Here is a 24638-nt window from a genome sequence, read left to right on the forward strand (position 1 = left end):
AAAGTTTAATGTTTTTGAAAAATTTTGAAATCAAAAACTTCATTAAAATTTGTATTCACTTTTTCCTGTATTTCTGTGACTGAAATTCCTTTGTATTTTGCTGCCAATTCATAAACTGCCTCAATTCCTTCCTCAACCGTATCCGTTTCCAGAAAAATTCGATTATCAGGAACGCTTTTAAAAACAGCTTCTAGTTCTTTATTTAACAATAAATATTTTCCAAACGAAATATAAAATCCATTGTCCACTAATTGTTTAGCAACTTGTATGTTTTTTGAAAATCCATGAATCAGCATTGGAACTGAAATATTCAATTTTTTCTTAATTGTAATCAATTCCTGAAAAGCCACGACACAATGTATTACTACCGGTTTTCTATATTTTTGTGCCAAAAGCAATTGCTTTTCGAAAACCATTTGTTGCAATTCCATTGGAACTTCGATGCGTTTGTCCAATCCGCATTCGCCAACAGCGAGACAATTTGCCTCGTGCAATTTACTTTCGATTATCGCCAAGTCAGCTTCTATTCGTTCTTCAACGATAAACCAAGGATGAATCCCTATGGAATAATAAGGAATTGTTGCGTCAAATTCCTGTGGATATTGATTCACTAATTCCAACACATTCGGTTGATTAGTCCATTTATGCGTATGCAAATTAAAAAATTCCATTAGTCGTGAAATTTTTTAACTCCTGCTTTTATTTCGATATCCAAATCATTTTCCAGTGGAACTTTTGGACAGGAATATTTATGGTTGTATGCGCAATACGGATTGTATGATGTATTGAAATCAATCACAATCGTATCTCCTTTTGGGATTCTTAAATCGATATATTTCCCGCCAATGTAACTTTCGGTACCTGAAGTCAAATCTGAAAACGGCAGAAATAAATAGTCTTTATATTCCTCTTTTTTCGAAAGCTCAATATTTTTATATGCATTCAGTTTAAAATCCCGACCATTAATTGTAAAAGAAAGTTCGCCATATTTGACATACAATGGTTTTCTGTCCGTTGATGTTTCCATTTCAAATGGCTTCTCTTTTTGAGTCCTAATAAGCTTTGCGACCACAAAAAAAGTTTCGCTTGCAGGGTAAAAATCAAGTGTTTTGAAAACCGCTAAATCTTCTGCAGTCAAAGGACTTGTCTTTGCATCCGCATATTCTGTATTTAATTCCTTTTGGAATTTGGCTACAGCCGAAACATCAAATTGTTCTTGGCTAAAGCCAAAATTAAAGTGTATTAAAAGAAACAAAGTAAATAGCATTCTCATGTTCTTATTTTTATGCAAAAATAGTTTAAAAGTTACTAGGACACAAAGACGCATCGGAACAAAGTTTTCTACCTTTGTAAAATTATAACTTTAGACATGCTCAAAACTGCTTTTCAACGTTACATAAATAATTTCAAGGGCTTTACCAGAGAAATTTGGATTCTTACACTCATCACTTTTATCAATCGTGCTGGTACAATGGTTTTGCCATTTTTATCCAAATATCTGAAAGAAGATTTGAGTTTTTCCTACGCACAAGTAGGATGGATTATGGTTGCTTTTGGTTTTGGTTCTATGTTGGGATCGTGGCTTGGAGGTAAATTATCTGATAAAATAGGTTTTTACAGAATCATGGTTTTCAGTTTGTTCACCAGCGGAATCCTGTTATTTTTTGTACAATACATCCGAACATTTTGGGGATTGTGTATTGGAATGTTTGTCATTATGACTGTAGCTGATATGTTTCGTCCCGCCATGTTTGTATCTTTGGCGACCTACGCCAAACCTGAAAATCGTACAAGAGCACTTACTTTAGTTCGACTAGCCGTAAATTTAGGTTTTACTGCAGGACCGGCTTTAGGAGGTTTAATAATTATGAATTTAGGCTATAGCGGATTATTTTGGGTTGATGGAAGTTCTTGTATTATTTCGATATTAATTTTCACGTTATTAGTAAAAGAGCGCAAAAAACCAGCCGATTTAGACTCCGCAAATAGCGAAACCGAAATACATGCTTCCGTTTTTAAAGACAAAATATTTTGGATTTTTCTCTTTATCTGTTTTATAACGGCCATGCTTTTCTTTCAACTTTTCACCACTTTGCCCTTGTATCACAATGAAAAATTTGGGCTGACCGAATTTCAAAGCGGACTTTTATTATCATTAAACGGACTGTTGATTTTCTTTTTGGAAATGCCAATTGTAAGCATCAGCCAAAGAAAAAACATTGATAAACTCAAAATTATTCTTTGGGGTTCGCTGCTAATGTCCCTTAGTTTCTACGTTTTAATGATTAATATTTGGGCGGGAATATTAGTTGTCAGTATCCTTTTTATCACTTTTGGAGAAATGTTCATCTTCCCTTTCTCTAATTCTTTTGCTTTAAGTAGAGCGCCAAAAGGCCATGAAGGTCGCTATATGGCTTTGTTTACAATGAGTTTCAGCTTAGCGCACATTGCAAGTTCCAAAACCGGACTGGAAATTATTGCTGCATTTGGCTATCAAACCAATTGGTTTGTAATGGGAAGTTTAGGAATTCTTTCGGTAGCCGGCTGCATTTGGCTACAAAAATTAATTAAACTGGAAAACAAATAGTTCCCTTATTACTTATTTGATTTTGATGCTTTTGTACTAAAATAAATTTGATTTTAGTACAAAACCTGTTTTTTTAGTTAATTAACTATATTTTTAGTTGCATAACTAAAAATATAGTTGTAAATTTGATTCAAATAAAAAAATCATGCAAAAACTGACCAACAAAGAAGAAGAAATCATGCACATTTTATGGAAGCTAAAAAAAGCATTCGTAAAAGAAGTCATGACACAAATCACAGAAGAGCAACCCCATTATAACACGCTTTCTACTATTGTGCGAAATCTGGAAGAAAAAGGTTTTGTGTCTCACAATGCTTTTGGAAACACGCACCAATACTATCCTATCGTGAGTTTAGAAGATTATAGAAAACGCTTCATGAACACAGCTATCGATAATTACTTTAACAGTTCTTATAAAAACATGGTCTCCCATTTTGCCAAAGAGGAGAAAATTTCTGCAGCTGAATTGCGTGAAATTTTGGCAATGATTGAAAGCAAACAAGAGGAAAAATAATCTTTCTTTAAAAAACAACTCAAGAATAAAATCAAGAATCGTTATGGAAGTACTATACATTTACCTCATCAAATCCAGTGGATTAATCGCACTGTTTTATTTGGCTTACTATTTTATGTTGCGAAAAGAAACCTTTTTCACAAGTAATCGTTGGTTTCTATTATTGGGTTTATTCACTTCTGTTGTTTTGCCGTTAGTCGTTTATACCAAAATAATTATAGTAGAATCAAGTTCTAAAAACATTGACTGGTCAAAAATTCCTGTGACAACTAGTATCGAAAATGACGCTTTTGAGATCAATTGGTATTTAATCTCTGGAATTGTTTACGCAATTGGAATAGTTTTATTTCTGGGAAAATTTGCTTTCGATTTTTATAGTTTAAATACCCTTTTGAAAGGAAAAAATATCCAAAATCAAGCTGATTTTAAATTTATTGATACTACTGAAAACGTTGCTCCATTTTCCTATTTTAATACCATCGTTTACAACTCGTCTTTATACAGCAGCTCCGAATTAGAAAATATTTTGGAACACGAAAAAGTGCATAGCGATCAAAATCATACCGTTGATGTATTGATTTCAAGACTATTTTGTATTCTTTTTTGGTTCAATCCGTTCATTTGGTTGTACAAAAAGGCGATTTTACAAAATCTGGAATTCATAGCCGACAACGAAGCCACAAAAAACATATCCGACAAAAAAGCCTATCAGTTCACGCTTTTAAAAATAACAACACACGAAAATTGTGTTGCCATTACCAATCATTTTTATCAATCATTAATCAAAAAACGAATCGTTATGTTAAACAAAAATCAATCAAAAAAATCGAATTCCTGGAAGTATGCAATAGTACTTCCAGCTTTAGCCGTATTCATGATGGCATTTCAAGTAAATGTAATCACGCAAGAAAATAACAAAAAACAATCAGGGAGAAATGATACCTCTCAAGTTGTAATTTGCAAATCATCTACTGATAATTACATTAATGAAAGTTGTGAAAGAATAAAAAAAGAGCATAACATTGATTTAAAATTTTCAGAGATTAAGAGAAATACTCAAGGAGAAATTTTGAGCATAGAAGGCACTTTCAACGACAATAAAGGAACAAATGGTAATTATCGCCAAACTAGGGATACTCCAATCAATACCTTAAAATTTTTAATAAAAAAAGGTAAGAATGGTAATGACGAAATTGGTTTTAGCAATGTGGATCAAAAAAACACACTAGAAAATGAAAATCTTGTTTCAGATATCGATGCAACAGAGCCTCCAGTCCCTCCTGCGTTCCCAAGCGGACCAATACCTGAGCTTCCTGAAATTGATATGTCAAAAATGCCAACTCCTCCAGTTCATCCAGCTAATCCAGACAACAAAAAGGCGATGATGCAGTTTAAAAAAGAGATGAAGGAATTTGAATCTAAAATGGAAGCTTTTGAGCCAGATTCCAGTGCTCATGAAAAAGCAATTGAAGATGAAATGGCAAAACGAGCAGCTATATTCGAAAAACAAATGACTGAATATGAAAATGCTATGGAGCGATATAGAAATACCGTGAAAAAATAATAACTCTCATAAAACCAAAAAAGACGGCTCTAATCAAGACCGTCTTTTTTTATATCTTTGTCCAAAACAAAACCATATGTATAAAATTCTAGCACAAATCAACAAAGTCATTTTACCAAGTTTTACCAAACAACGATTGGATTTGGCTAAAGCCAAGAAATGGCAAATGGCAATTATTGGTTTTAGATATTACGTAACCACACGTGCGCTAGATTAATACGTAATCGCAGCAAAAATTTCATTTCCTTTAATTTTTGATCTTCCATTTAAGAAAGCTAATTCCATCAGGAAATTGCATTGCACGATTTCGCCACCCAATCGTTCCACCAATTCACAAACTGCTTTCGCCGTTCCTCCGGTAGCCAAAACATCATCGTGAATTAGGATTCTATCCCCTTTTTTAATCGCATCGGTATGAATTTCTAAAGTATCGGTTCCATATTCCAAATCATATGTTGCCGAAATGGTTTCATAAGGCAACTTGTTCGGCTTTCGAACAGGAATAAAACCAACATTCAACTCCTGTGCAATCAACATCCCAAAGAAAAACCCACGACTCTCTACTCCTATTACCTTGTCAATTTTTTTATTTTTTAAGGATGAGAGTAATATTTCAAGGCATTTATTCCTTGCTTCGGGATCAATTAGCAATGGAGTGATGTCTTTAAATAAAATTCCTTCTTTGGGAAATCCCTGAATATCACGTATATGATTCTTTAGTGTCATATTTTTTTATTTTTTTATAAATTTAGACTTGCAAATTACACATTTATACTTATATTTGCACCCGCAATAAGGCGCTTAATAAGCACTGAAATTGTAAAAAATGGCCTTGTGGCGCAACTGAATAGCGCACTTGATTACGGCTCAAGAGGTTACTGGTTTGAATCCAGTCAAGGTCACAAAACTAAAATCCCATTTCTAGCGAAATGGGATTTTTTTTTCTTTTTCCCTATATGTAATAAACTTTTGTTCAATCAGATATAAAAGCTCAATTGTACTTATGCAATAACGAACTTATTTTATCAGTACTCTTTTATATTTAGGTATATTTTTTAAGACAGTACCAGTACCTCTAACCACGGCTCTTAAAGGATCTTCCGCAATATAGACCGGTAAATCCGTTTTCTGCGAAATCCTTTTATCAAGACCGCGCAGCAATGCTCCTCCACCTGCGAGATACAAACCCGTATTATAAATGTCAGCCGCCAGTTCTGGTGGAGTCAATGAAAGCGTTACCATAATCGCGTCTTCAATTCTCTGTATTGATTTATCCAAAGCTCTTGCAATTTCTCTAAAGGCAATCCTGACCTCCTTGGGTTTCCCGGTAAGCAAATCCCTTCCACGAACCGTTATGTCATCAGGAGCCTCCTCAAGTTCTTCCATTGCAGCTCCAACATCAATTTTTATTCTCTCAGCAGAAGCATCTCCGATATATAAATTATGCTGCGTTCTCATATAAAACAATATATCATTGGTAAAAACATCCCCAGCAATTTTTATAGATTTATCACAAACTATTCCTCCGAGAGCAATAACCGCAATTTCCGTAGTCCCTCCTCCAATATCAACGATAAGATTTCCCTTGGGTTCCATAACATCTAAGCCAATTCCAATAGCAGCAGCCATAGGCTCATGAATTAAATACACTTCTTTCCCATTTACCCGTTCACAAGACTCCTTTACAGCTCTCATTTCTACCTCGGTAATACCGCTGGGAATACATACAACCATTCGCAGTGCGGGAGTAAAGAAATTTTTCTTTATTTCAGGTATGTTTTTTATAAACCAGCTAATCATTTTCTCTGAGGCATCAAAATCTGCAATAACACCGTCTTTAAGTGGCCGGATTGTTTTGATATTCTCGTGTGTCTTACCGTGCATTAAACTGGCATCTTTACCCACAGCAATAATTTTCCCATTTCTAATATCCCTAGCCACCATAGAAGGACTATCCACTACTATTTTTCCGTCATAAATTATTAAAGTATTAGCCGTCCCTAAATCCATAGCTATTTCCACTATCATAAAATCAAATAAGCCCATAATATAGTTTTGTTTTTAAAAACGTTATTGTTGGTGTTTTATTCTCTGTAAAGATGAAAGTTCCTCGAAGAAGATGGGCGAAGCCTCAGGAAAAAGCTCAGAGTGGTGTACTATTCAAGTGCGCTCAGTCCCTAAAAAACCTTTGAAGGATGTTTGGCCGATGAGGCACATTACGAAGTTTTTCAACTTACTCTTCCTTTTCAGATATAACCTATTTGCACAGAGATGATACAAAGACCGAAACCATTATTGAGTTCTTATTAGAGTCCCCGAAATTCATTCATTGTATAGGCTTTAGAGCTATTCGAATCACAATAACTTACAATCTAACATTCCTAATTCAATAGTCCGTTCCACTCAATTTTATAAAATCAGCTAAAAAAAGGTTCAAAAAATTGTTCCGACAAGGTCACAAAAAAACCCTAAATACTTAAACTATTTAGGGTTTCTATATTTTTAAAAAACATTTACAACGTTGCCATATCAATTACAAAACGGTAACGTACGTCCCCTTTTGTCATTCGGTCATACGCTTCATGCACATTTTTTATATCAATCATTTCAATTTCAGAAACAATTCCGTGTTCAGCACAGTAATCCAACATTTCCTGAGTTTCAGGCAAACCTCCTATCAATGAACCTGCAAGACTTCTTCGTCCTCCTATCAGACTAAAAGCTTGAATTTCATAAGGAGTTGGTGGCACCCCTACACAAATATGAACCCCATTGACTCTTAATAAAGATAAATACAAATTCAAATCATGTGGTGCAGAAACCGTATCCAAAATAAAGTCAAAAGAACCCGCAACACTTGCCAGTTGCTTTTCATCTTTGGTAACTATAAAATTATGAGCCCCTAATTTTCTGGCATCTGCTTCTTTATTTGTAGATGTACTCAAGACGGTAACCTCAGCACCAAAAGCAACGCCAAATTTAACTGCCATGTGACCTAAACCGCCAAGACCTAAAACAGCTAGTTTGTGTCCTTTTCCTACTTTCCAATGTCTCAATGGAGAATATGTAGTGATTCCGGCACACAATAAAGGTGCTACAGCAGCTAAAGGCAATTTATCTGAAATATGTAGAACAAAATCTTCATGAACAACAATCGTATCCGAATACCCGCCGTAAGTAGGTGTTACTCCATCTTGTCCCAAAGCATTATAAGTATCTGTTCTTCCTTTTAAACAAAATTGCTCTAAACCCTCTTTACAATTTTCACAAGTTCTGCAGGAATCGACCAAGCAACCTGTTCCCGCTAAATCACCAACCTTAAATTTCTTTACGTGACTTCCTACTTTGACTACCTTCCCTACAATTTCATGTCCGGGAACCATCGGGTATATTGCTCCTCCCCAATCATCTTTTATTTGGTGAAGATCACTATGACACACACCACAAAACTGAATATCAAATTGCACATCATGCGGTCCTAATTCTCTTCTTTCGAAATTCCAAGGAGCTAAATCCGTCTTAGCATCCTGTACTGCATATCCCTTCGTTGGTATCATATTTTCTAATTTTTTATAAAATTATGAAATTTATTCCAGCTCGCCTTTTAAACATATTGCATAATTCCCACTTCTTATTATTTTCCTTAAAGATGAGATTGTAGTCATTAATGATAATCAATTAACATTAACACCAAATCAATGTTTATTCATATTTCTCAGAATACCGCCACTGGCTTCTTTGATATACTGAATAAACATAAATGCTTTGGGATCCAGTTTTCTTATTTCTTCTTTAATTCGGAGTAATTCAAGTCGGGTTACCACGGTGACAATAATATCACAATCTAATTTTACATCAAATTTATCCGGTAAATAGCCCCTTTCCCCTTTAATGATGGTGATTCCTTTTCCATATTTTTGGACGATTAATGATTTAATCAAGTCGCTTTTAGAAGAAATAATATGCAAGGAAGTATATTGCTCTAAACCATGGGATATGTAATCCAAAGATTTTACAGCTGAAAAATAAGTGACAATAGAGTACAAAGCTGTAGAAATTCCAAAAGACCATGCAGCTGCAAGAAACAATAACGTATTTAAGGCAAAAATCACTTCTGATACATTGAGCCCAATTTTTTGAGTGGTTAACAAAGCTAAAATTTCTACTCCATCAGCTGTAGAACCACTTCGAATGCATAATCCCATACCAACACCTATTAAACAGCCACCAAATAAAGCAATTAAAAGAGGATCCGAAGTCACGGCATCCACATCTAAAAAAGTCATACTGACAGCAATTAACAAGAACGTCAATAAACTTTGCAATGCAAATGTTTTACCTAACATTCGGTTACCAATGAATAAAAAAGGAATATTAAACATTAATACCAAGACTCCAAAAGGCCATTTCGTGATTTCATGAACTAGTATTGAAATCCCGATGATACCTCCGTCCAAAAATTTATTGGGTATCATAAAACCTTTTAAGGCAAGGGTTATCAAGGCTACTCCTACTAAATTTAGAATAATATTTTTAAAACAAAATATTTTTTTCCAATTGATTGAATTTTGATCAGTAATCATAAGGATCTATTTGAATTACTATTCTTCTGTAATACTAATTTAACGAATAAACTTCAACTTATTGAATAATAACGACTTACAATTAGTTTCATTTATCTTTTTGTGCTTGTATTCTTAATTTTCTGTTTTATAATTTCTAAAATGATCCCGTTTATGCTTTATTCCTGTCGGATTTCCATTTCATTATTTTATAATAACGGATAATCACACTAGTAATGCATGCATAATAAACTGATGCTTTTCTTGAAAAAAATACTAAATTTGATATTGAAATTAGACTTGTAACCTCTAAAAACCAAGATATTAATTACCACTGCCTCATTCTATACTGGTCTATTTACATTACTATTTAATAAATTTTAAATATAATAATCATGGGCAAAAAAGTAGTAATCGCATTGACTGTTCAAGCCAGCAGTCTTTACGCAATGAGCAATCCATCCCAGAAGGATATTGATAGTACATGTTCCTTATCTGATGATAATTCAGGAAGATCTTCAAACGGAACTTTAAAAGACTTTTTATCTAACGTATACCTCAACCAAGACGTAAGATGGATTGGTTTGACAAATGATAACGGCTATTCCGTTGCCATTGACAGCATTTTTAACGAACCTGAATCCCGAGATATGAATTTCTTTGATGTCACGACCATTTACGGCAGTGGCGGAAGATCAGGAAATGCAACCGCTAAGGTTAAAAATGATTCGAATTTGGTTCATAAAATCGACAAATACACGATAAATTTTAGTGTGTATGCCGATGGAAATTCTTCCAAATCATTTCACATCGATCCAAAATTAGCCGCAAACCCATGATACTTTTAAGAGATTTTAAATATTTTGTCAAAATCTTATTTTCTGTGTTTTTTTTATTTTTTCAGTACTTAAGTGTTTTTGCACAAAATCAAAAAGTGGCTGATAGTCTTGTAAAGATTTATCAGAAAAATAAACTTGGGAATTCTGAAAAATTAGAATTACTGAGAAATTTATCTTTCAATGAAGTAAATAATCTCGAATTGTCCTTAAAATATGCAGATGAACTTATTGCATTATCAAAGTTAGAAAAAAACTATTTATACCTCCACAGAGGATATTATCAAAAAGGAAATAAAAATAGGCTTGCCGGTGATTTAAATAATGCTTTGAACGCTTTTTTCAGAAGTGGTGAAGCAGCTATCAAAGCAAAATTTATTACTGGCGAAGGAGTAGCTTATATGGCTATAGCTGATGTATATTCGACTATGAGAAACTCTGATAATGCCGAAATTTACTATGCTAAATCAATCAACTTATTAAGAAAGACCAATGATTCTATTTCGTTAGCCAGTGCTTTATTAAACGCCGGAGATGAATATTCCAAAAACAAAAAATACAATTTAGCTTTAAAATATTTTGAAGAATCAAGTATCATTTTCGATAAGGTCGATTATTTAATTGGCACTGCTTACAATCTAGGTAATATTGGAATGGTATATGCGAAACAAGGTAACAATGACCTTGCAAAGGTCTATATCAGTAAAGCCATACAAATTCTAGAAAAGCTAAAGGATTATTATGCCATTTCAGAATACCTGATATACATGTCAGATATCTATTTAACACAGAATGATTGGATAACTTCTCTCAGCTATGCCAAACGAAGTCTGGATTTGGCACAAAAATATGGATTGAAAGAACAAATTAGTAATTCAAATCTTAAAATTTCCCAACTCTATCAAAAAGCCGGAAATCACAGAGAGTCCTTTACATATTATAAAAATTACATCACCTACAGAGATAGTGTAACCAACCTTAAATCTGTCCAGCAAATGGCGGATATCAGGACTAATTATGAAGTTTCACAAAAGCAAGTTGAAGTAGATCTACTCGAAAAAGATTCGGAAATTCAGAAATTAAAAGAGAAAAAACAACAAAATATTATATACGCCACAGCAATTTCTCTATTTCTTATTGTAATAATTACCATAGGTTTTTACAGACGCTATAAATTTGTAAAAAAAACGAACAGCATTATTGAAGAAGAAAAAAATCGTTCTAATAATCTATTGCTAAATATTTTGCCGGAAGAAACTGCTCTTGAATTAAAGAAAAATGGAAAAGTACAAGCTAAAAAATTCGAATCAGTGACGGTTTTATTTACTGACTTTGAAGGATTTACACACTATGCTGAAAAACTGCCTCCTGAAAAGCTAGTGGAAAGTATCGATTACTATTTCTCGAAATTTGATACCATTATGGAAAAATATAATCTTGAAAAGATAAAAACCGTTGGTGATGCTTATATGTGCGCAGGTGGTTTGCCATTTCCAACAGGAGATCATGCTTATAAAATGACACTTGCAGCGCTCGAAATTGCACGGTTTGTGAATATATCCGAAGAATTAATTACACAAAACCAAAGTCATTTTAAAATCAGAATCGGTATTAACACAGGCCCTTTAGTAGCCGGAGTGGTTGGTATCAAGAAATTTTCGTATGATATTTGGGGCGATACCGTAAATATTGCTTCTCGTATGGAATCGAATTCAGAACCAGGAAAAATTAATATATCCGAATATACCTATCAGATTATCAAAAACGACTTTGAGTGTGAATATAGAGGTGAAATTGAAGTCAAAAATAAAGGAATGATGAAAATGTATTTTGTCAATAATCCTATTGCGCAGTAAAATTATACCTTGGAAATGAAACATCTTTAGTCGATCTCAAAAGTATTTTTTTATACTCCAAAGAAGTATAACTCCATAAACTAAGGGTTTTTACTATCTTTAAAAAAAAATATGATGAAATCACAATCCTATAAAAATCACATTCGCTATTATCCACCGCATCATTTTGTTTATTATCCAATAATCATGACATTGCTGGCTTTCAGCATATATTTTAGTTGCACCAGAGAAGATTCTTTAATTTGGGGATTTATCAGCGCTGTTTTTGTGGTACTTTTTTGTCTAGCTTTCATGTTGCGCCAGCATTATGCATTGACTTTGCAAAACCGAATCGTACGTTTAGAGCTTCGGTACCGTTATTTTTCCCTTACCGGAAAAAGGCTGGAGGAATTTGATTATCAATTAAATGACGACCAACTATTTGCGTTACGTTTTGCCCCGGACAATGAATTTCCCGCACTTACGGAAAGAGCACTGAAGGAAAATCTTTCGGGAACAGTAATTAAAAAAGCCATTATGAATTGGAAAGGCGACTACGAAAGAGTTTAATGTTCCAAAATAATAAGGGAAATTTAACCCATTTAACAATTCCGAATTTTGTTTCTTTGTGTTGAAGAGAAAGCAATAAAAAACTGAATTTAAAACCCATAAATGGCAGAATATTTTCTAGATATTGAATACAAAGACATAACGTATAAGGAAGAAGAAGTCAATTTTAAGGAATTTGAGTGCTGTACGTTTAACAATTGTAATTTCTCTCAATGTGTTTTTGTGGCGGTTACTTTTATTGACTGTACTTTCAATGATTGCACTTTTAGTAATGCCAAAATAAACTATGTCGCCTTTAGAACAGTGACATTCAATCGGTGCGAAATCAAAGACGTGAATTTTGCCATGTGCGATAAATTGATTTTCGAAATCGCTTTCAATGATTGTGTTTTGGATTTCTCCAAATTTTACACATTAAAAATAAAAGGAACATCATTTACGAATTGCAGTATTATTGCAGTAGATTTTATGAGTACAGATTTGACCGAAGTCGTTTTTGAAAACTGCGATTTATACCGTTCTGAATTTGCAAAAGCGATTGCCAACAAAGCTGATTTCAAAACTAGTTACAACTACACTATTGATCCCAAAACAACAAAATTAAAAAAAGCTGTTTTTGCTTTAGAAGGTATAAAAGGATTACTTTACAAACATGAAATTATAGTAAAATAGTGCTTTAAGAAATTATTTTCCCATCTTCCATGGTAATAATCCTATTGGTTTTTTGGGCAAAATCAGTATCGTGGGTAACTACCAATAAAGTTTGATTTTTCTCCTGAGTCAACTTATTAAAAATATCAAAAACCAAGTCGCTGTTTTTCTTGTCTAAATTCCCTGTAGGCTCATCACCCATTATAATCAACGGATCGTTTATCAAAGCACGTGCAATTGCCACACGCTGCTTTTGTCCACCGCTCAATTGATTGGGCATTTTCAGCGCTTGATCCTGCATATCCAAAGTTTTTAAATGTTCCATGGCGCGATGCTCTAATTCTTTATCTGAATATTTAGCTAACTTCATCCCCGGAAGCATGACATTTTTCAACACATTATATTCTGCCAGTAAGTAATGAAACTGAAATACAAAACCTATTTTTTCATTTCTGATTAATGCTAATTCTTTGTCGGTTTTTCCAGTAACAAGTTCGTTATGAATAATTACCTGACCTTCATAATCCGTATCCATCGTAGAAAGTAAATACAATAATGTCGATTTGCCACAGCCAGATTTCCCAACTATCGAAACAAACTCTCCGTGATTAACACGCATACTTATTTCTTTCAATACCTGGAATTTTACAGGATCGTAAAAATATTTACTCAATCCAATTGTCTCTAAAACAGTATTATTTTCCATTTTTATTTTCCTCTGATGATTTCTACTGGATCTACTTTACTAGCTTTTAAAGCTGGAAAAAGTCCGGCAATGGTCGTTGTAAACAATGCAAAAGTAATTCCGATAATATAAAATAACGGATTGTAATTAATAGGATAGGTTTTCACTGTAGGCAAAGAAGCAGTTTCAAACGGAATCACATCAATAATAGAAGAAAAAACATAGCCAAACAGCAATCCAAACAATCCTCCGGCCAATCCAATAATGATAGAAAGCGAAACAAAAATCCATTTTACATCATTTCCTGAGAATCCGGTGGCTTTCAAAATCGCAATGCTGTCCATTTTTTCATAAATCATCATGTTCAGAATATTATAAATTCCAAAACCGGCAACAATTAGCAACACTACTCCAACGGAATACGAAATAATACTTCGCACTGAGCTTCCTGTTTCAAACTGAGAATTTGCGGTTTGATAATCGATCGTATCCAGATTAAAGGTGTTCTGAAACTCTTTTGCAACAGCAGGCGCCGCAGTCATATCGTACAAATTAAGCTGAATGTCTGTGATATAATTTGTAGGCTCTCCCAGTATTTTTTGAGCTGTTGTCAAAGAGGTATAACTCATCACATTATCGATTTCAGCAATTCCAATTTCGGAAATACCCACAATTTTAAGCGAAGCCAAATTTCCTTTAGAAGTCGTAATCTTGATGATATCTCCTTTGGTAAGCAGCATTTTGTCTGACAAACCTTTCCCGATAATTATACTGTTATTCTGAAGCAAATCAGCTACTTTTCCTTCAATAATATAATCGCTGATTTTAAATAATTTATCTTCTGATAAAACATCAATTCCATTAATTATCCCTGATATTTCAATAGTTCCCGAATTAAAAAAAACGGATGTAGTGACCTTTGGGGCAACGTCAATAATACGTGGATCTTGTTTTAAAACAGCCAAAATGGTTTTACTGTTGTAGATGGATTTCCCTCGGTCTTTCGGTTTAATGGAGCGAACAAAATTGGTCTTTTTTTGGAATTCTTCCGATAAAGAAATAGGTTGGTTTTCTGAAGGTTTAATTTCATTGTACAGCAATACATGAGGCGTTCTATTGAGCATTAAACCATCGAGCAAATCATTTAAACCATTCATAAAACTAACCAAAGCAATAAACATGGCAATACTAAACGTTACGCCAATAGCAGCGACAATCGTTTGCTTCAATCGCGCCCGAAGCAAATGCAATGCAATGTTTAATATGAGTTTAAAGTTCATTATTTGGGTTTATAAATCGTTTCTCCGGCGGTTAAACCAGATAGTATTTCCACTTTTTGATAATCGCTTAAACCCGTTTTTACTTCGCGTCTTTCGTCTTTATTTACTAAAACATATTTACCTTGTATTAAATATGTTTTTGGAATCGTAATGGTATTTTTCTTTATCTGAATGATAATATTGGCTTCGGCAGTAAGATTAGGGTAGAGTTTCTCGGGTGGTTTTATAAAATGTGCTTCGATTTTAAAAGTACGGGAACGTTCGTTCATTATCGGGTAAATTTTATCAATGACTGCATCAAAAACCTGCCCTTTGTAACTATCCATGGTAACCAAAACTCGTTGTCCCGTTCTCACGCGAACCATGTCATTTTCGTCCACTTCCAGTTCCAATAAAAATGAATTTTCCTGACCAATTATTGCCAAAGGAGTTTGTGGCGTAACTAATGTTCCTTCTTTTACCAGGACATCAAATAGTTTTCCGGAGAAGGCGCTTTTGACACTAAAATCACTTTGGGATTTCTGGTTGATTTTTAGGTTGACAGAATTTCTGCTTTGATCATTCTTTAATTGGGCTTTGAGTTGTGCCAATTGTTTTTTAGCCGATTCGTAATTAATTTTGGAACTTTTAAACGCTAATTCGACTCTTTCAAAATCAACTTCCGAAATTCCGCCCTGATTCCTGATGTTTTTATTTCGGTTGTAAATGGATTCGTCCAGCGTCAATTTGTCTCTGCTTGATTGCACTTTCATTTCCATTTCGGCAATTTTATCTTGAATATATCGACTGCTTTCCAGACTCAATTGATACGCCAATCGAGCATTCTCTGTATTTAGTTCCGCTTTATCACTTTCTAATTCAAATAATGATTGACCTTTCGTGATAGATTGACCGGCTATAACATTGACTTTTTGTAATGTGCCGTTTACAGTAGCATAAACAGTGTATTGTCCATCCGCTTTTATAACTCCGGAAGCATAAACACTTTCCGTAACTTCTCCTACTGTTGGCTTAATTCCATCTGTTTTCTTTTTAGAACAAGAAAGCAAACTAAGGATCAATAAACAAAATAGGAATCGTAATTTCAAACTCATTTCGCTTCTTATTTAACTTTATAGTTATTGTAAATTCTTTCTATAAATATACGACAATATCCATTTTGAAGTTAAAATTCATTGTTGTAAAATTATGAGATAAAAAGCGTTGGTTAATAAGTAAAATAGTAGAATTAAAGTTTCTTTTCCATTTTGTAATCTTCCATTTTGTAGCCGTGCTCCAATAGAATTTCTTCTTCGGAAACTACTTCAAATCCTATTTTTTTATAAAACGAAATGGCATTATTGAATTTATTTACATTTAATGAAACAGTAGTAGATTTATTTTCTTTGGCTAAGTTTTCTACAGTATCAATCAGCAATTTACCCGCTCCTTTTCCTTGTGCTTCAGGCAGCAGGTAGATTTTGTGAAGGCGAGTAAAATTTTGGTTTAAATAATTGTGTTCGTACGAAGCAAAACCAAGGCAAACTTCTCCGTCATTTACCAAAAGAAAACAATGTCCTTTTTGATTAAAATTTTCAAGTAGCGTTTGCTCTGAGTAAAACAAATCGAGCATATATTCAATTTGTTCTTTCGATAAAATAGAACCGTAAGTACTTGGCCAGGATTTATAGGCAATTTTTCTAATAGTTTTAAAATCTTTTGCAGTAGCTTCAGATAGTGATGCCATCATATTTCTTTAAAATTTAATTAAAGTAAATCTCCTTTAGGAAAAAAAATGGAGAATTTAGAACCAACATCAGTTTTACCTTTTGCTTTTATGAATCCTTTATGGTTGTCTACTATCCGGTTACAGATAGCAAGACCAAGTCCGGTTCCAGAATATTTAGGATCCGTTTCTAAACGTTTGAATAAAAGAAATATTTTTTCGGCATACTCCTGCTTGAAACCAATTCCATTATCAGTAATAACAATTTTATAATAATCTTCTTTATTAATTGTTTTATTGTTTAGCACATCTTTTTCGGTAATTTTTTTAGTAGCAATACTGATTTGCGGCTGAACATCTTCTTTACTATATTTAAGTGCATTGGAGATTAAATTAATAAAAAGTTGTTTAATCTGAAAAGATATAGCATTTATTGTTGGTAGTTCCCCTATTTGGATGACTGCATTTTTCTCCTCAATATTTGAAGATAAATCCTGTAGTATTTCATCAATAATTTTATTTAAATCTGTTTTCACAAAAACTTTGTCTCCTTTTATTGTTCTGGAATAATTAACTAAGTCAATCAATAAAGCTTGCATTCTGTTTGCCGTTAGACGAACTTTTGAAAAATATTCTTTTCCTTGTTCCGAAAGTGAATCCAATTCTTTTTCTTCTATTCTGGAAATGAACATTTGAATCTTACGAAGTGGTTCCTGCAAATCATGGCTTACAATATTATTAAAAGCCTCCAGTTCTGTATTAATATATTTAAGTTCTTTGTTGTTTTCCTCTAGTTCTAGTGTTTTTTTGTATTGATTTGTGATATCATAATTCACACCTATTTTGATTAAATCTCCATTTCCATCTTTGGTAAAACTTCCTACGCCCATAATATATTTTATGTCTCCGTTTGGAGTCAAAAATCTAAAAATCATGGAGGTAGACTGGTGATTTAGCAACGAATCAATGTGAACTTTGGTTACATAATCTAAATCATCAGGATGAATGTATTTAATTGAATTTTCTATATTAGGCTTGAATGCATTGGGCTCAACCCCCATTAAACGGAACAAATTATCTGAAAAAGAATACACATTCGTTTCTAAATTTACCATCCAATGTCCAAATCCAGCTGTCTTTTCCGCAGTATTATAAGACTCGTTCAGTAATTTTAATTTATCATTTGCCTTTCTGAGTTCATCAATATCAACATTCATCTTATTGAATGACAGCAATAAGATTAAAAGAGAGAGAATCACCAATAAAAAAGCTGTTATGATTGAATCCCGCAACTCAAATTGATGATTGTCATTTTGAAATTTTGTTTTTGTACTTTCCGAAAACACTATTTTAGTGACAAAAGATTTCATCATATCAGTAGCGTCAGAACTTTCCAATAACTTAGCATTTAAATGTACTGCCCCTGAATTTTTACTTTTGGCAATAATTAAGGTTTGTCGGAACAGTTTAAATCTATAATCAATTATCTTTTTAAGCCGATCAATATCCTTGTTTCTAGCTGGAGTTTTTGCGGTTAACGTTTTTAGTTTTTTAATACTTTCTTCAATCTTACCTCTGCTTAAAAAACGATCTTCAATATAAGACTCTTCTTTTGTAATAATATAACTGCGTAAATTCGTTTCATAAATACTGATTACGGATAAAAGTTTTTCCAATTCAATTTGAGTTTCATTAGAATTTGCAATTAACTCAACTGTTGAATCAAGTTTTTTCATTTGAGAATAAAACATTGAAGCTATATAAACTACAATTACGATTGCAACGGATAATGCAATTTTAAAGATCTGAGAATTTTTATATAATCTTAAAAATTTCATTTAAATACTATTATACACTGAAGAAAAAAGTTTCTATGTTTAATCCCGAAGTGTGAAATTGCCAATTCATATTCACGACATCTTTAATTATTTTTTTTAATTCTGTAAAATCATTTGGCTTTTTAATATAAATATTAGCGCCTTCAATGAAAGTATCTTCTATATCCTTTTCTGATGAAGAAGTAGAATATATGGCTATCGAGATATCTTTGTAGCGATTATTGGCTCTAATTTCTTTTAGACATTCAAATCCATTTTTAAATGGCATATTCAAATCAAGGAATAAGATGTGCGGTAATTTTATATTTGGAAGTTTCAGATATTCCATTAAATCTTTTCCATCTTTAAACAATGTCAATTTGCTATTCATTTTTAGCTCATTTATTGCTTCGTTAAAAAAAGCACGATCGTCCTCATCATCATCAGCAATGAGAATATGTATAGAATCTTGATGTGTAATCATAAATTTTGATGTTTTTTAATGATATTTATTTCAACCATTATTTACTAATCGCCTTCTTTTATCAACAATCCTCTTAAACATAGAAGGAGTTAATCCTGTTACTTTTTTAAATTGACTTGATAAATAAGCTACACTACTATAATTTAATATAAATGAAATTTCGGTTAATGTTAATTCCTCATCTATGATCAATTTTTTTGCTTTTTCTATTTTTTGAATTATAATAAAATTTTCAATTGATGTATAAGTATACTCGGAAAAAATATTAGACAAATAACCATAACTCAAATTAAGCTTATCGGAAAGATAATGTGAAATCGTTGTTACAGGCATTTTATCTTTTTCAAAAACCATCTCTACAATTGTATCTTTAATCCTTTGTATAAGCTGGCTCTTTTGATTATTAAGAATATAAATAGAATATTTATTAAGAGCATTTTGTAGCTCTTGGAAAGTTTCCTCAGAGATATCGTCACTAATTTCGATTTCTCCTAAATCGAAAAGTTGGTAACGAACCTCTAATCTTTCCAGCTGTTCTTGCAAGATTACTCGACAAGCAGCATTTCCGTCATAATTGATATAAACCTTCATCTAAAATAACTGTAAATATTTAACATTAAAAGATAAATATAAATCAAAATAAATTAATCGTTAAACAAATATTAAAAATCCTCCTAAATATATTACTGCAATTAAACCCGAAAATGACGATTTTTTTTATAATTAATTCAATCCTAACTAATTAAAAAATGAATTATACTCAATACTTTTCAATACATTTGAAAGTATTCACTTACCCGTGGATCGTTTCATTTTTACCATAATTAGCAATAACCGATTCTTCAAATTCTAACCATTCTCTCCAACGTTTTTCTACATCAATTCCTACACCGTATTTCCTCGCATAGGTTATGAAAGTGGTATAATGTCCCGCTTCACTTTCCATCAGATCTCTGTAAAAAACCGATAATTCCTCATCGTTGATATTCTCCGAAAGCACTTTGAAACGTTCACAACTTCTAGCTTCTATCATTGCAGAAAACAATAACCGTTCCACTAAACTGGAGACTCTGCTTCCGTCGCTGCTTTTTTTCATGTACAAATACAATTCGTTCACATAGTCATCTTTGCGTTCGCGTCCCAATTTGAGTCCACGTTTAATAATAATGTTGTGCACTTGCTCAAAATGATCGATTTCTTCTTTGGCCAAAGCCAATAAATCCTTCACTAAATCCTGATGCTCTGAATTATTGGTAATAATGGTAATGGCATTTGTAGCTGCTTTTTGTTCACACCAAGCATGATCCGTCAAGATTTCCTCGATATTTTTTTCTACAATATTCACCCATCTGGGATCGGTTGGTAATTTTAATCTTAGTACAGACATAATTTTAGTTTGAAAGTTTGAAAGTCATAACGTCAAAAGTCGAAAGCCAAAAGTAAGACAGAATATTAAATTCTATTCAAAGACTTTTGACTTTCGACTTTAAAACTTTAGGACGTATTTATTAATATACGAAAATAGCTCTTTCGCTCATCATTTCGTTTACTTCATTAGCAACCTCTTCAATAATATCTTCATCAGTATGGTTCATTAATACTCTGTCAATTAATGCAACAATAGTTTCCATATCTTCCTCCACAAGACCACGAGTGGTAATTGCAGGAGTTCCTACACGGATTCCTGAAGTGACAAATGGTGATTTATCATCAAATGGAACCATGTTTTTATTTACCGTAATTTCTGCTTTTACCAATGCATTTTCAGCATCTTTTCCAGAAATATTTTTGTTTCTTAAATCAATCAACATCATGTGATTATCCGTTCCGCCAGAAATGATTTCATATCCTCTTTTTACAAAAGCATCCGCCATAGCGTTAGCATTTTTTTGTAATTGTAAAGCATACGTGAAAAATTCATCTTTCAAAGCTTCACCAAAAGCAACTGCTTTTGCAGCAATAATATGCATTAATGGACCACCTTGATTTCCTGGGAAAACAGCCAAGTCTAATAAAGAAGACATCATTCTGATTTCTCCCTTTGGAGTAGTTAAACCAAATGGATTTTCAAAATCTTTACCCATCAAGATTAAACCTCCACGAGGACCACGTAATGTTTTGTGCGTTGTAGTGGTTACAATATGACAATGAGGTAATGGATCATTCATTAAACCTTTTGCAATAAGACCTGCAGGATGTGAAATATCAGCCAATAAAATAGCGCCAACACTATCAGCAATTACTCTAAAACGCTCAAAATCCATATCACGCGAATAAGCCGAAGCTCCAGCGATGATTAATTTTGGTTGTTCTCTAGTCGCTATTTCTTGAATTTTATCATAATTTAATCTTCCTGTTTCCTTATCTACACCATAAAATGAAGGAGTATACAAACGTCCTGAAAAATTAACAGGGGAACCATGAGTTAAATGTCCTCCATGAGACAAATCAAAACCTAAAATTTTATCTCCAGGTTTAATACATGCATGATAAACTGCAGTATTTGCTTGTGAACCAGAGTGTGGTTGCACATTTGCATAAGCAGCACCAAATAATTCTTTGGCTCTGTCAATTGCAATTTGTTCGATAACATCAACTACTTCGCAACCGCCGTAGTATCTTTTGCCAGGATATCCTTCAGCATATTTATTAGTTAGAACAGAACCCGCAGCTTCCATTACTTCATCACTTACGAAATTTTCCGAAGCAATAAGTTCTAATCCGTGTATTTGTCTTTCTTGTTCTTCTAGAATAAGGTCAAAAATTTGTTCGTCGCGTTGCATTTTTTTGATTTTCGTTAATTTGATGCAAAAATACAAAAAAACGTTTGGTTAATAGTTAGATTATAATATATTTGATGAGTAATTTTCAACAAATTAATTAACATCAATATGCCAATAACAGCCAACGATATTAAAAGAAAATCATGGTTAGAAGTCTCTTCTGATAGCGACTTTCCTATTCAAAACATTCCTTTCGGTGTTTTTCTTACAAAAGAAAACATAGTAACGGTAGGTACTAGAATTGGAGATTTCGCAATCGATTTGGGAGCTTTGCAACAATTAAATTATTTTGAAGGCATTGAACTGACGGATGACATGTTCATGCAGGATACTTTGAATGATTTTATTTCTGACGGTCAAAAAACATGGCGTTTGGTTAGAAATAGAATTGCCGAAATTTTTGATGAACAAAATTCAAAATTACGCGACAACACCAAAGACAAAGATATTATTATATTCAAAATGGAAGATGTAGAAATGCAACTACCCGTTTTAATAGGTGATTATACAGACTTTTACTCCAGTAAAGAACACGCTACTAATGTAGGAAAAATGTTCCGTGATCCTGAAAATGCATTGTTACCTAACTGGCTTCACATCCCTGTAGGATATCATGGCAGAAGTTCTACCATAGTTCCATCAGGAATTCCGGTTCACAGACCCATGGGACAAACATTACCAAATGGTGAAACCACACCGGTTTTTGGTCCTTCTCGATCAGTCGACTTTGAACTGGAAACAGCCTTTATCACCACTGATGTCAATATTATGGGTGAAAACATTCATGTAACTGAAGCCGAAGATTATATTTTCGGAATGGTTTTGTTGAATGACTGGAGTGCTCGTGATATTCAAAAATGGGAATATGTGCCACTAGGACCATTCTTGGCAAAGAATTTTGCTTCTTCAATTTCACCTTGGATCGTGACTATGGATGCTTTGGAACCTTTTAGAACCAAAGGTCCAAAACAAGAACCTACCCCACTTCCCTATTTACAGCAGAAAGGAAAGCATTCATTTGACATTAATTTAGAAGTTGCCATTCAACCTGAAAATTCAGAAGCAACGGTTATTTCTCATTCTAATTTCAAATATATGTATTGGACTATGAGTCAACAATTGACACATCATACTTCTAACGGTTGTCGTGTAAACTCAGGAGATATGATGGGTTCTGGGACAATTTCCGGTCCAACTGAAGATAGTTTTGGTTCCATGTTAGAATTAACTTGGGGCGGAAAAAATCCAATAAAATTGAAAGACGGAACGGAACGGAAATTTATCAACGATAACGATACTGTAATCATGAAAGGACACTGTCAAAATGGCCATGTTCGCATTGGTTTTGGTGAAGTTTCCAGTAAGTTACTGCCACCTTTCGTTAGAAAATGAAAAGAATAAACATAGAGTCTAAAACCTAACAATTGTATTATTTTTGTTAGGTTTTTTTATGGGATTATTTTTTAAATTCCAAAATTAAAGCCAATTATCCTGTTTAAAACAGATGAAGTAGACTCAACAAAAATTATTTATTTAATAGTAACGCTTATGAAAAAAATTACTTTTTTATTATCCCTGTTTGTATTGATTTCCTCTTGCAGTGTGAAACAAACCAGAAATTCATTAACCTCAGGCAATTACGATCAGGCAATTGATAACGCCGTATCCAATTTGCGAACCAATAAAGATAAAAAAGGCAAACAGGATTATGTTTACATACTCGAAGAGGCTTTCGCCAAAGCAAAAGAACGGGATTTGAATGCCATTAATTTATTGGCAAAAGATGCTAATCCCGCACAATTGGAAAAATTGTATAATACGTATTTGCAATTAAATTCCCGTCAGGAAAAAATTAAACCTTTACTTCCTTTGAAACTAATTAAAGAAGGACGAAATGCAATTTTCCCATTTGACAATTATAATGATCAAATCATTAACAGCAAAAATGCTCTGTCAGCTTATTTATATGCTAATGCCAAAAAATTAATGGCTACTTCTGATAAAATGAATTTCAGAAAAGCGTATGATGATATGGACTATTTAAACCAAATAAATCCGAATTACAAAGATGTTTTGCGATTGATGGATGATGCAAAATTCAAAGGTTCTGATTATGTTTCGGTTTACACCAAAAATGAAACGAACATGATTATTCCCGCTCGTCTTCAAAATGATTTATTGGATTTTAGCACGTATGGACTTAATGACAAATGGACAGTGTACCACAGCAACAAACAAAAAGGAATCAGCTATGATTACGGAATGATGATTAATTTTCGAGAAATTTACATTTCGCCAGAGCAAATTAAAGAAAGAGAATTTGTAAAAGAACGCATCATCAAAGATGGTCTTAAAAAACTGATTGATGCTAATGGAAAAGAAATGCTGGACGAAAAAGGTAAAGTAGTTATGGTCGACAACCTTAGAACAGTAACAGCTAGAATTTATGAATTCAGACAATTTAAGTCTTGCCAAATTACAGCTAAAATTGACTATATTAATTTTAGAAGTAATCAATTATTACAATCTTTTCCTTTAACCAGCGAGTTCATTTTCGAAAATATTTATGCCACTTATAAAGGCGATCGACGCGCTTCTGACGATAATTATTACTCTTATTTTGACAAAAGAGCGGTAGCTTTTCCTTACAGTGAACAAATGGTTTACGATACAGGAGAAGACTTAAAAGCTAAAATTAAAGATATTATAACCCGAAACAGGTTTAGAAATTAATACTATAAAATCTATACTATTGCACAAAACTC

At 33.1% G+C, this 24638-nt stretch carries 25 protein-coding genes and 1 tRNA gene; 11 read left to right on the forward strand and 15 right to left on the reverse strand.

The genetic code is table 11. The features are described 5' to 3' along the window. Positions 1–5 precede the first annotated feature (5 nt). Positions 6–671, reverse strand: a complete 666-nt coding sequence (locus BMX64_RS09085) for a TatD family hydrolase (protein ID WP_091170608.1) — start codon at positions 669–671, stop codon at positions 6–8. Continuing rightward, the gene (locus BMX64_RS09090) at positions 671–1273 is read right to left on the reverse strand and encodes a DUF1684 domain-containing protein (protein ID WP_091170614.1); all 603 of its coding nucleotides are present in this window, start codon (positions 1271–1273) and stop codon (positions 671–673) included. Before BMX64_RS09090 ends, BMX64_RS09085 begins: the two co-directional genes overlap by 1 nt. A gap of 96 nt (positions 1274–1369) precedes the next feature. Between BMX64_RS09090 and BMX64_RS09095 the strand changes: the two genes are divergently transcribed. The 4 genes from BMX64_RS09095 (at position 1370) to BMX64_RS09110 (ending at position 4882) form a co-directional block, all read left to right on the forward strand. Next, positions 1370–2587, forward strand: a complete 1218-nt coding sequence (locus BMX64_RS09095; protein ID WP_091170618.1) for an MDR family MFS transporter — start codon at positions 1370–1372, stop codon at positions 2585–2587. Between the two features lie 145 nt (positions 2588–2732). Then, positions 2733–3101, forward strand: a complete 369-nt coding sequence (locus BMX64_RS09100) for a BlaI/MecI/CopY family transcriptional regulator (protein ID WP_091170621.1) — start codon at positions 2733–2735, stop codon at positions 3099–3101. A gap of 43 nt (positions 3102–3144) precedes the next feature. Further along, on the forward strand, positions 3145–4665 hold the full coding sequence (locus BMX64_RS09105; protein ID WP_091171144.1) for a M56 family metallopeptidase: 1521 nt from the start codon (positions 3145–3147) through the stop codon (positions 4663–4665). A 76-nt stretch (positions 4666–4741) separates the two neighbouring features. Continuing rightward, positions 4742–4882 (forward strand): SsrA-binding protein, encoded by a 141-nt coding sequence (locus tag BMX64_RS09110; protein ID WP_091170625.1) that lies wholly within the window; start codon positions 4742–4744, stop codon positions 4880–4882. On the opposite strand, the gene BMX64_RS09115 is transcribed toward BMX64_RS09110, so the two are convergent. Continuing rightward, on the reverse strand, positions 4879–5391 hold the full coding sequence (locus BMX64_RS09115; RefSeq protein ID WP_091170629.1) for an adenine phosphoribosyltransferase: 513 nt from the start codon (positions 5389–5391) through the stop codon (positions 4879–4881). The two genes, BMX64_RS09110 and BMX64_RS09115, sit on opposite strands and share 4 nt — an antisense overlap. A gap of 102 nt (positions 5392–5493) precedes the next feature. Here BMX64_RS09115 and BMX64_RS09120 point away from each other — a divergent pair. Further along, a tRNA-Arg gene (locus BMX64_RS09120) sits at positions 5494–5567 on the forward strand. Positions 5568–5682: 115 nt separating this feature from the next. Here BMX64_RS09120 and BMX64_RS09125 read toward each other — a convergent pair. From BMX64_RS09125 to BMX64_RS09135, 3 genes are all read right to left on the reverse strand, one after another. Next, positions 5683–6711: a rod shape-determining protein gene (locus BMX64_RS09125; RefSeq protein ID WP_091170633.1), complete on the reverse strand. Its 1029-nt coding sequence runs from the start codon at positions 6709–6711 to the stop codon at positions 5683–5685. 467 nt (positions 6712–7178) lie between these two features. Next, positions 7179–8222 carry an NAD(P)-dependent alcohol dehydrogenase gene (locus BMX64_RS09130; protein ID WP_091170636.1) on the reverse strand — a complete coding sequence of 348 codons (1044 nt, stop codon included), beginning with the start codon at positions 8220–8222 and terminating at the stop codon, positions 7179–7181. 138 nt (positions 8223–8360) lie between these two features. Further along, entirely contained in the window at positions 8361–9248 is an 888-nt protein-coding gene (locus BMX64_RS09135) for a YitT family protein (RefSeq protein ID WP_091170641.1), read from the reverse strand. Positions 9249–9622: 374 nt separating this feature from the next. Here BMX64_RS09135 and BMX64_RS09140 point away from each other — a divergent pair, with 374 nt between their 5' ends. The 4 genes from BMX64_RS09140 to BMX64_RS09155 all read left to right on the forward strand — a co-directional run bounded on the left by BMX64_RS09140 (position 9623) and on the right by BMX64_RS09155 (position 13140). Then, positions 9623–10066, forward strand: coding sequence for a hypothetical protein (locus BMX64_RS09140; RefSeq protein WP_091170644.1), 444 nt, complete (start codon positions 9623–9625; stop codon positions 10064–10066). Positions 10067–10161: 95 nt separating this feature from the next. After that, positions 10162–11919: an adenylate/guanylate cyclase domain-containing protein gene (locus BMX64_RS09145; protein WP_244273275.1), complete on the forward strand. Its 1758-nt coding sequence runs from the start codon at positions 10162–10164 to the stop codon at positions 11917–11919. Between the two features lie 111 nt (positions 11920–12030). Then, on the forward strand, positions 12031–12468 hold the full coding sequence (locus BMX64_RS09150) for a DUF6526 family protein (protein WP_317614716.1): 438 nt from the start codon (positions 12031–12033) through the stop codon (positions 12466–12468). 102 nt (positions 12469–12570) lie between these two features. Beyond that, entirely contained in the window at positions 12571–13140 is a 570-nt protein-coding gene (locus BMX64_RS09155; protein WP_091170653.1) for a pentapeptide repeat-containing protein, read from the forward strand. Positions 13141–13144: 4 nt separating this feature from the next. On the opposite strand, the gene BMX64_RS09160 is transcribed toward BMX64_RS09155, so the two are convergent. The 9 genes from BMX64_RS09160 to glyA form a co-directional block, all read right to left on the reverse strand. Beyond that, positions 13145–13825, reverse strand: a complete 681-nt coding sequence (locus tag BMX64_RS09160) for an ABC transporter ATP-binding protein (RefSeq protein ID WP_091170657.1) — start codon at positions 13823–13825, stop codon at positions 13145–13147. A gap of 2 nt (positions 13826–13827) precedes the next feature. Next, entirely contained in the window at positions 13828–15084 is a 1257-nt protein-coding gene (locus BMX64_RS09165) for an ABC transporter permease (RefSeq protein ID WP_091170660.1), read from the reverse strand. Further along, positions 15084–16178 (reverse strand): efflux RND transporter periplasmic adaptor subunit, encoded by a 1095-nt coding sequence (locus BMX64_RS09170; protein ID WP_091170664.1) that lies wholly within the window; start codon positions 16176–16178, stop codon positions 15084–15086. The genes BMX64_RS09165 and BMX64_RS09170 overlap by 1 nt, the downstream gene beginning before the upstream one ends. 134 nt (positions 16179–16312) lie before the next feature. Then, complete coding sequence (locus tag BMX64_RS09175) at positions 16313–16813, reverse strand: GNAT family N-acetyltransferase (protein ID WP_317614717.1); 501 nt, start codon at positions 16811–16813, stop codon at positions 16313–16315. Between the two features lie 17 nt (positions 16814–16830). After that, complete coding sequence (locus BMX64_RS09180; RefSeq protein ID WP_091170668.1) at positions 16831–18627, reverse strand: ATP-binding protein; 1797 nt, start codon at positions 18625–18627, stop codon at positions 16831–16833. Between the two features lie 10 nt (positions 18628–18637). Then, on the reverse strand, positions 18638–19090 hold the full coding sequence (locus tag BMX64_RS09185) for a response regulator (protein WP_091170670.1): 453 nt from the start codon (positions 19088–19090) through the stop codon (positions 18638–18640). Positions 19091–19120: 30 nt separating this feature from the next. Continuing rightward, on the reverse strand, positions 19121–19681 hold the full coding sequence (locus tag BMX64_RS09190; RefSeq protein WP_091170674.1) for a helix-turn-helix domain-containing protein: 561 nt from the start codon (positions 19679–19681) through the stop codon (positions 19121–19123). A 202-nt stretch (positions 19682–19883) separates the two neighbouring features. Continuing rightward, complete coding sequence (miaE, locus tag BMX64_RS09195; protein ID WP_091170678.1) at positions 19884–20477, reverse strand: MiaE family protein; 594 nt, start codon at positions 20475–20477, stop codon at positions 19884–19886. A 121-nt stretch (positions 20478–20598) separates the two neighbouring features. Continuing rightward, positions 20599–21873 (reverse strand): serine hydroxymethyltransferase, encoded by a 1275-nt coding sequence (gene glyA, locus BMX64_RS09200; RefSeq protein ID WP_091170681.1) that lies wholly within the window; start codon positions 21871–21873, stop codon positions 20599–20601. A gap of 108 nt (positions 21874–21981) precedes the next feature. On the opposite strand from glyA, the gene fahA reads away from it, so the two are divergent. Both fahA and BMX64_RS09210 read left to right on the forward strand, forming a co-directional pair. After that, a complete protein-coding gene (fahA, locus tag BMX64_RS09205) occupies positions 21982–23265 on the forward strand; it encodes a fumarylacetoacetase (protein WP_091170685.1) in 1284 nt (427 codons plus the stop codon). 156 nt (positions 23266–23421) lie between these two features. Continuing rightward, positions 23422–24606, forward strand: coding sequence for a hypothetical protein (locus BMX64_RS09210; protein ID WP_091170689.1), 1185 nt, complete (start codon positions 23422–23424; stop codon positions 24604–24606). Positions 24607–24638 lie beyond the last annotated feature (32 nt).

This window comes from Flavobacterium sinopsychrotolerans (assembly GCF_900110375.1).
Lineage (GTDB): Bacteria > Bacteroidota > Bacteroidia > Flavobacteriales > Flavobacteriaceae > Flavobacterium > Flavobacterium sinopsychrotolerans.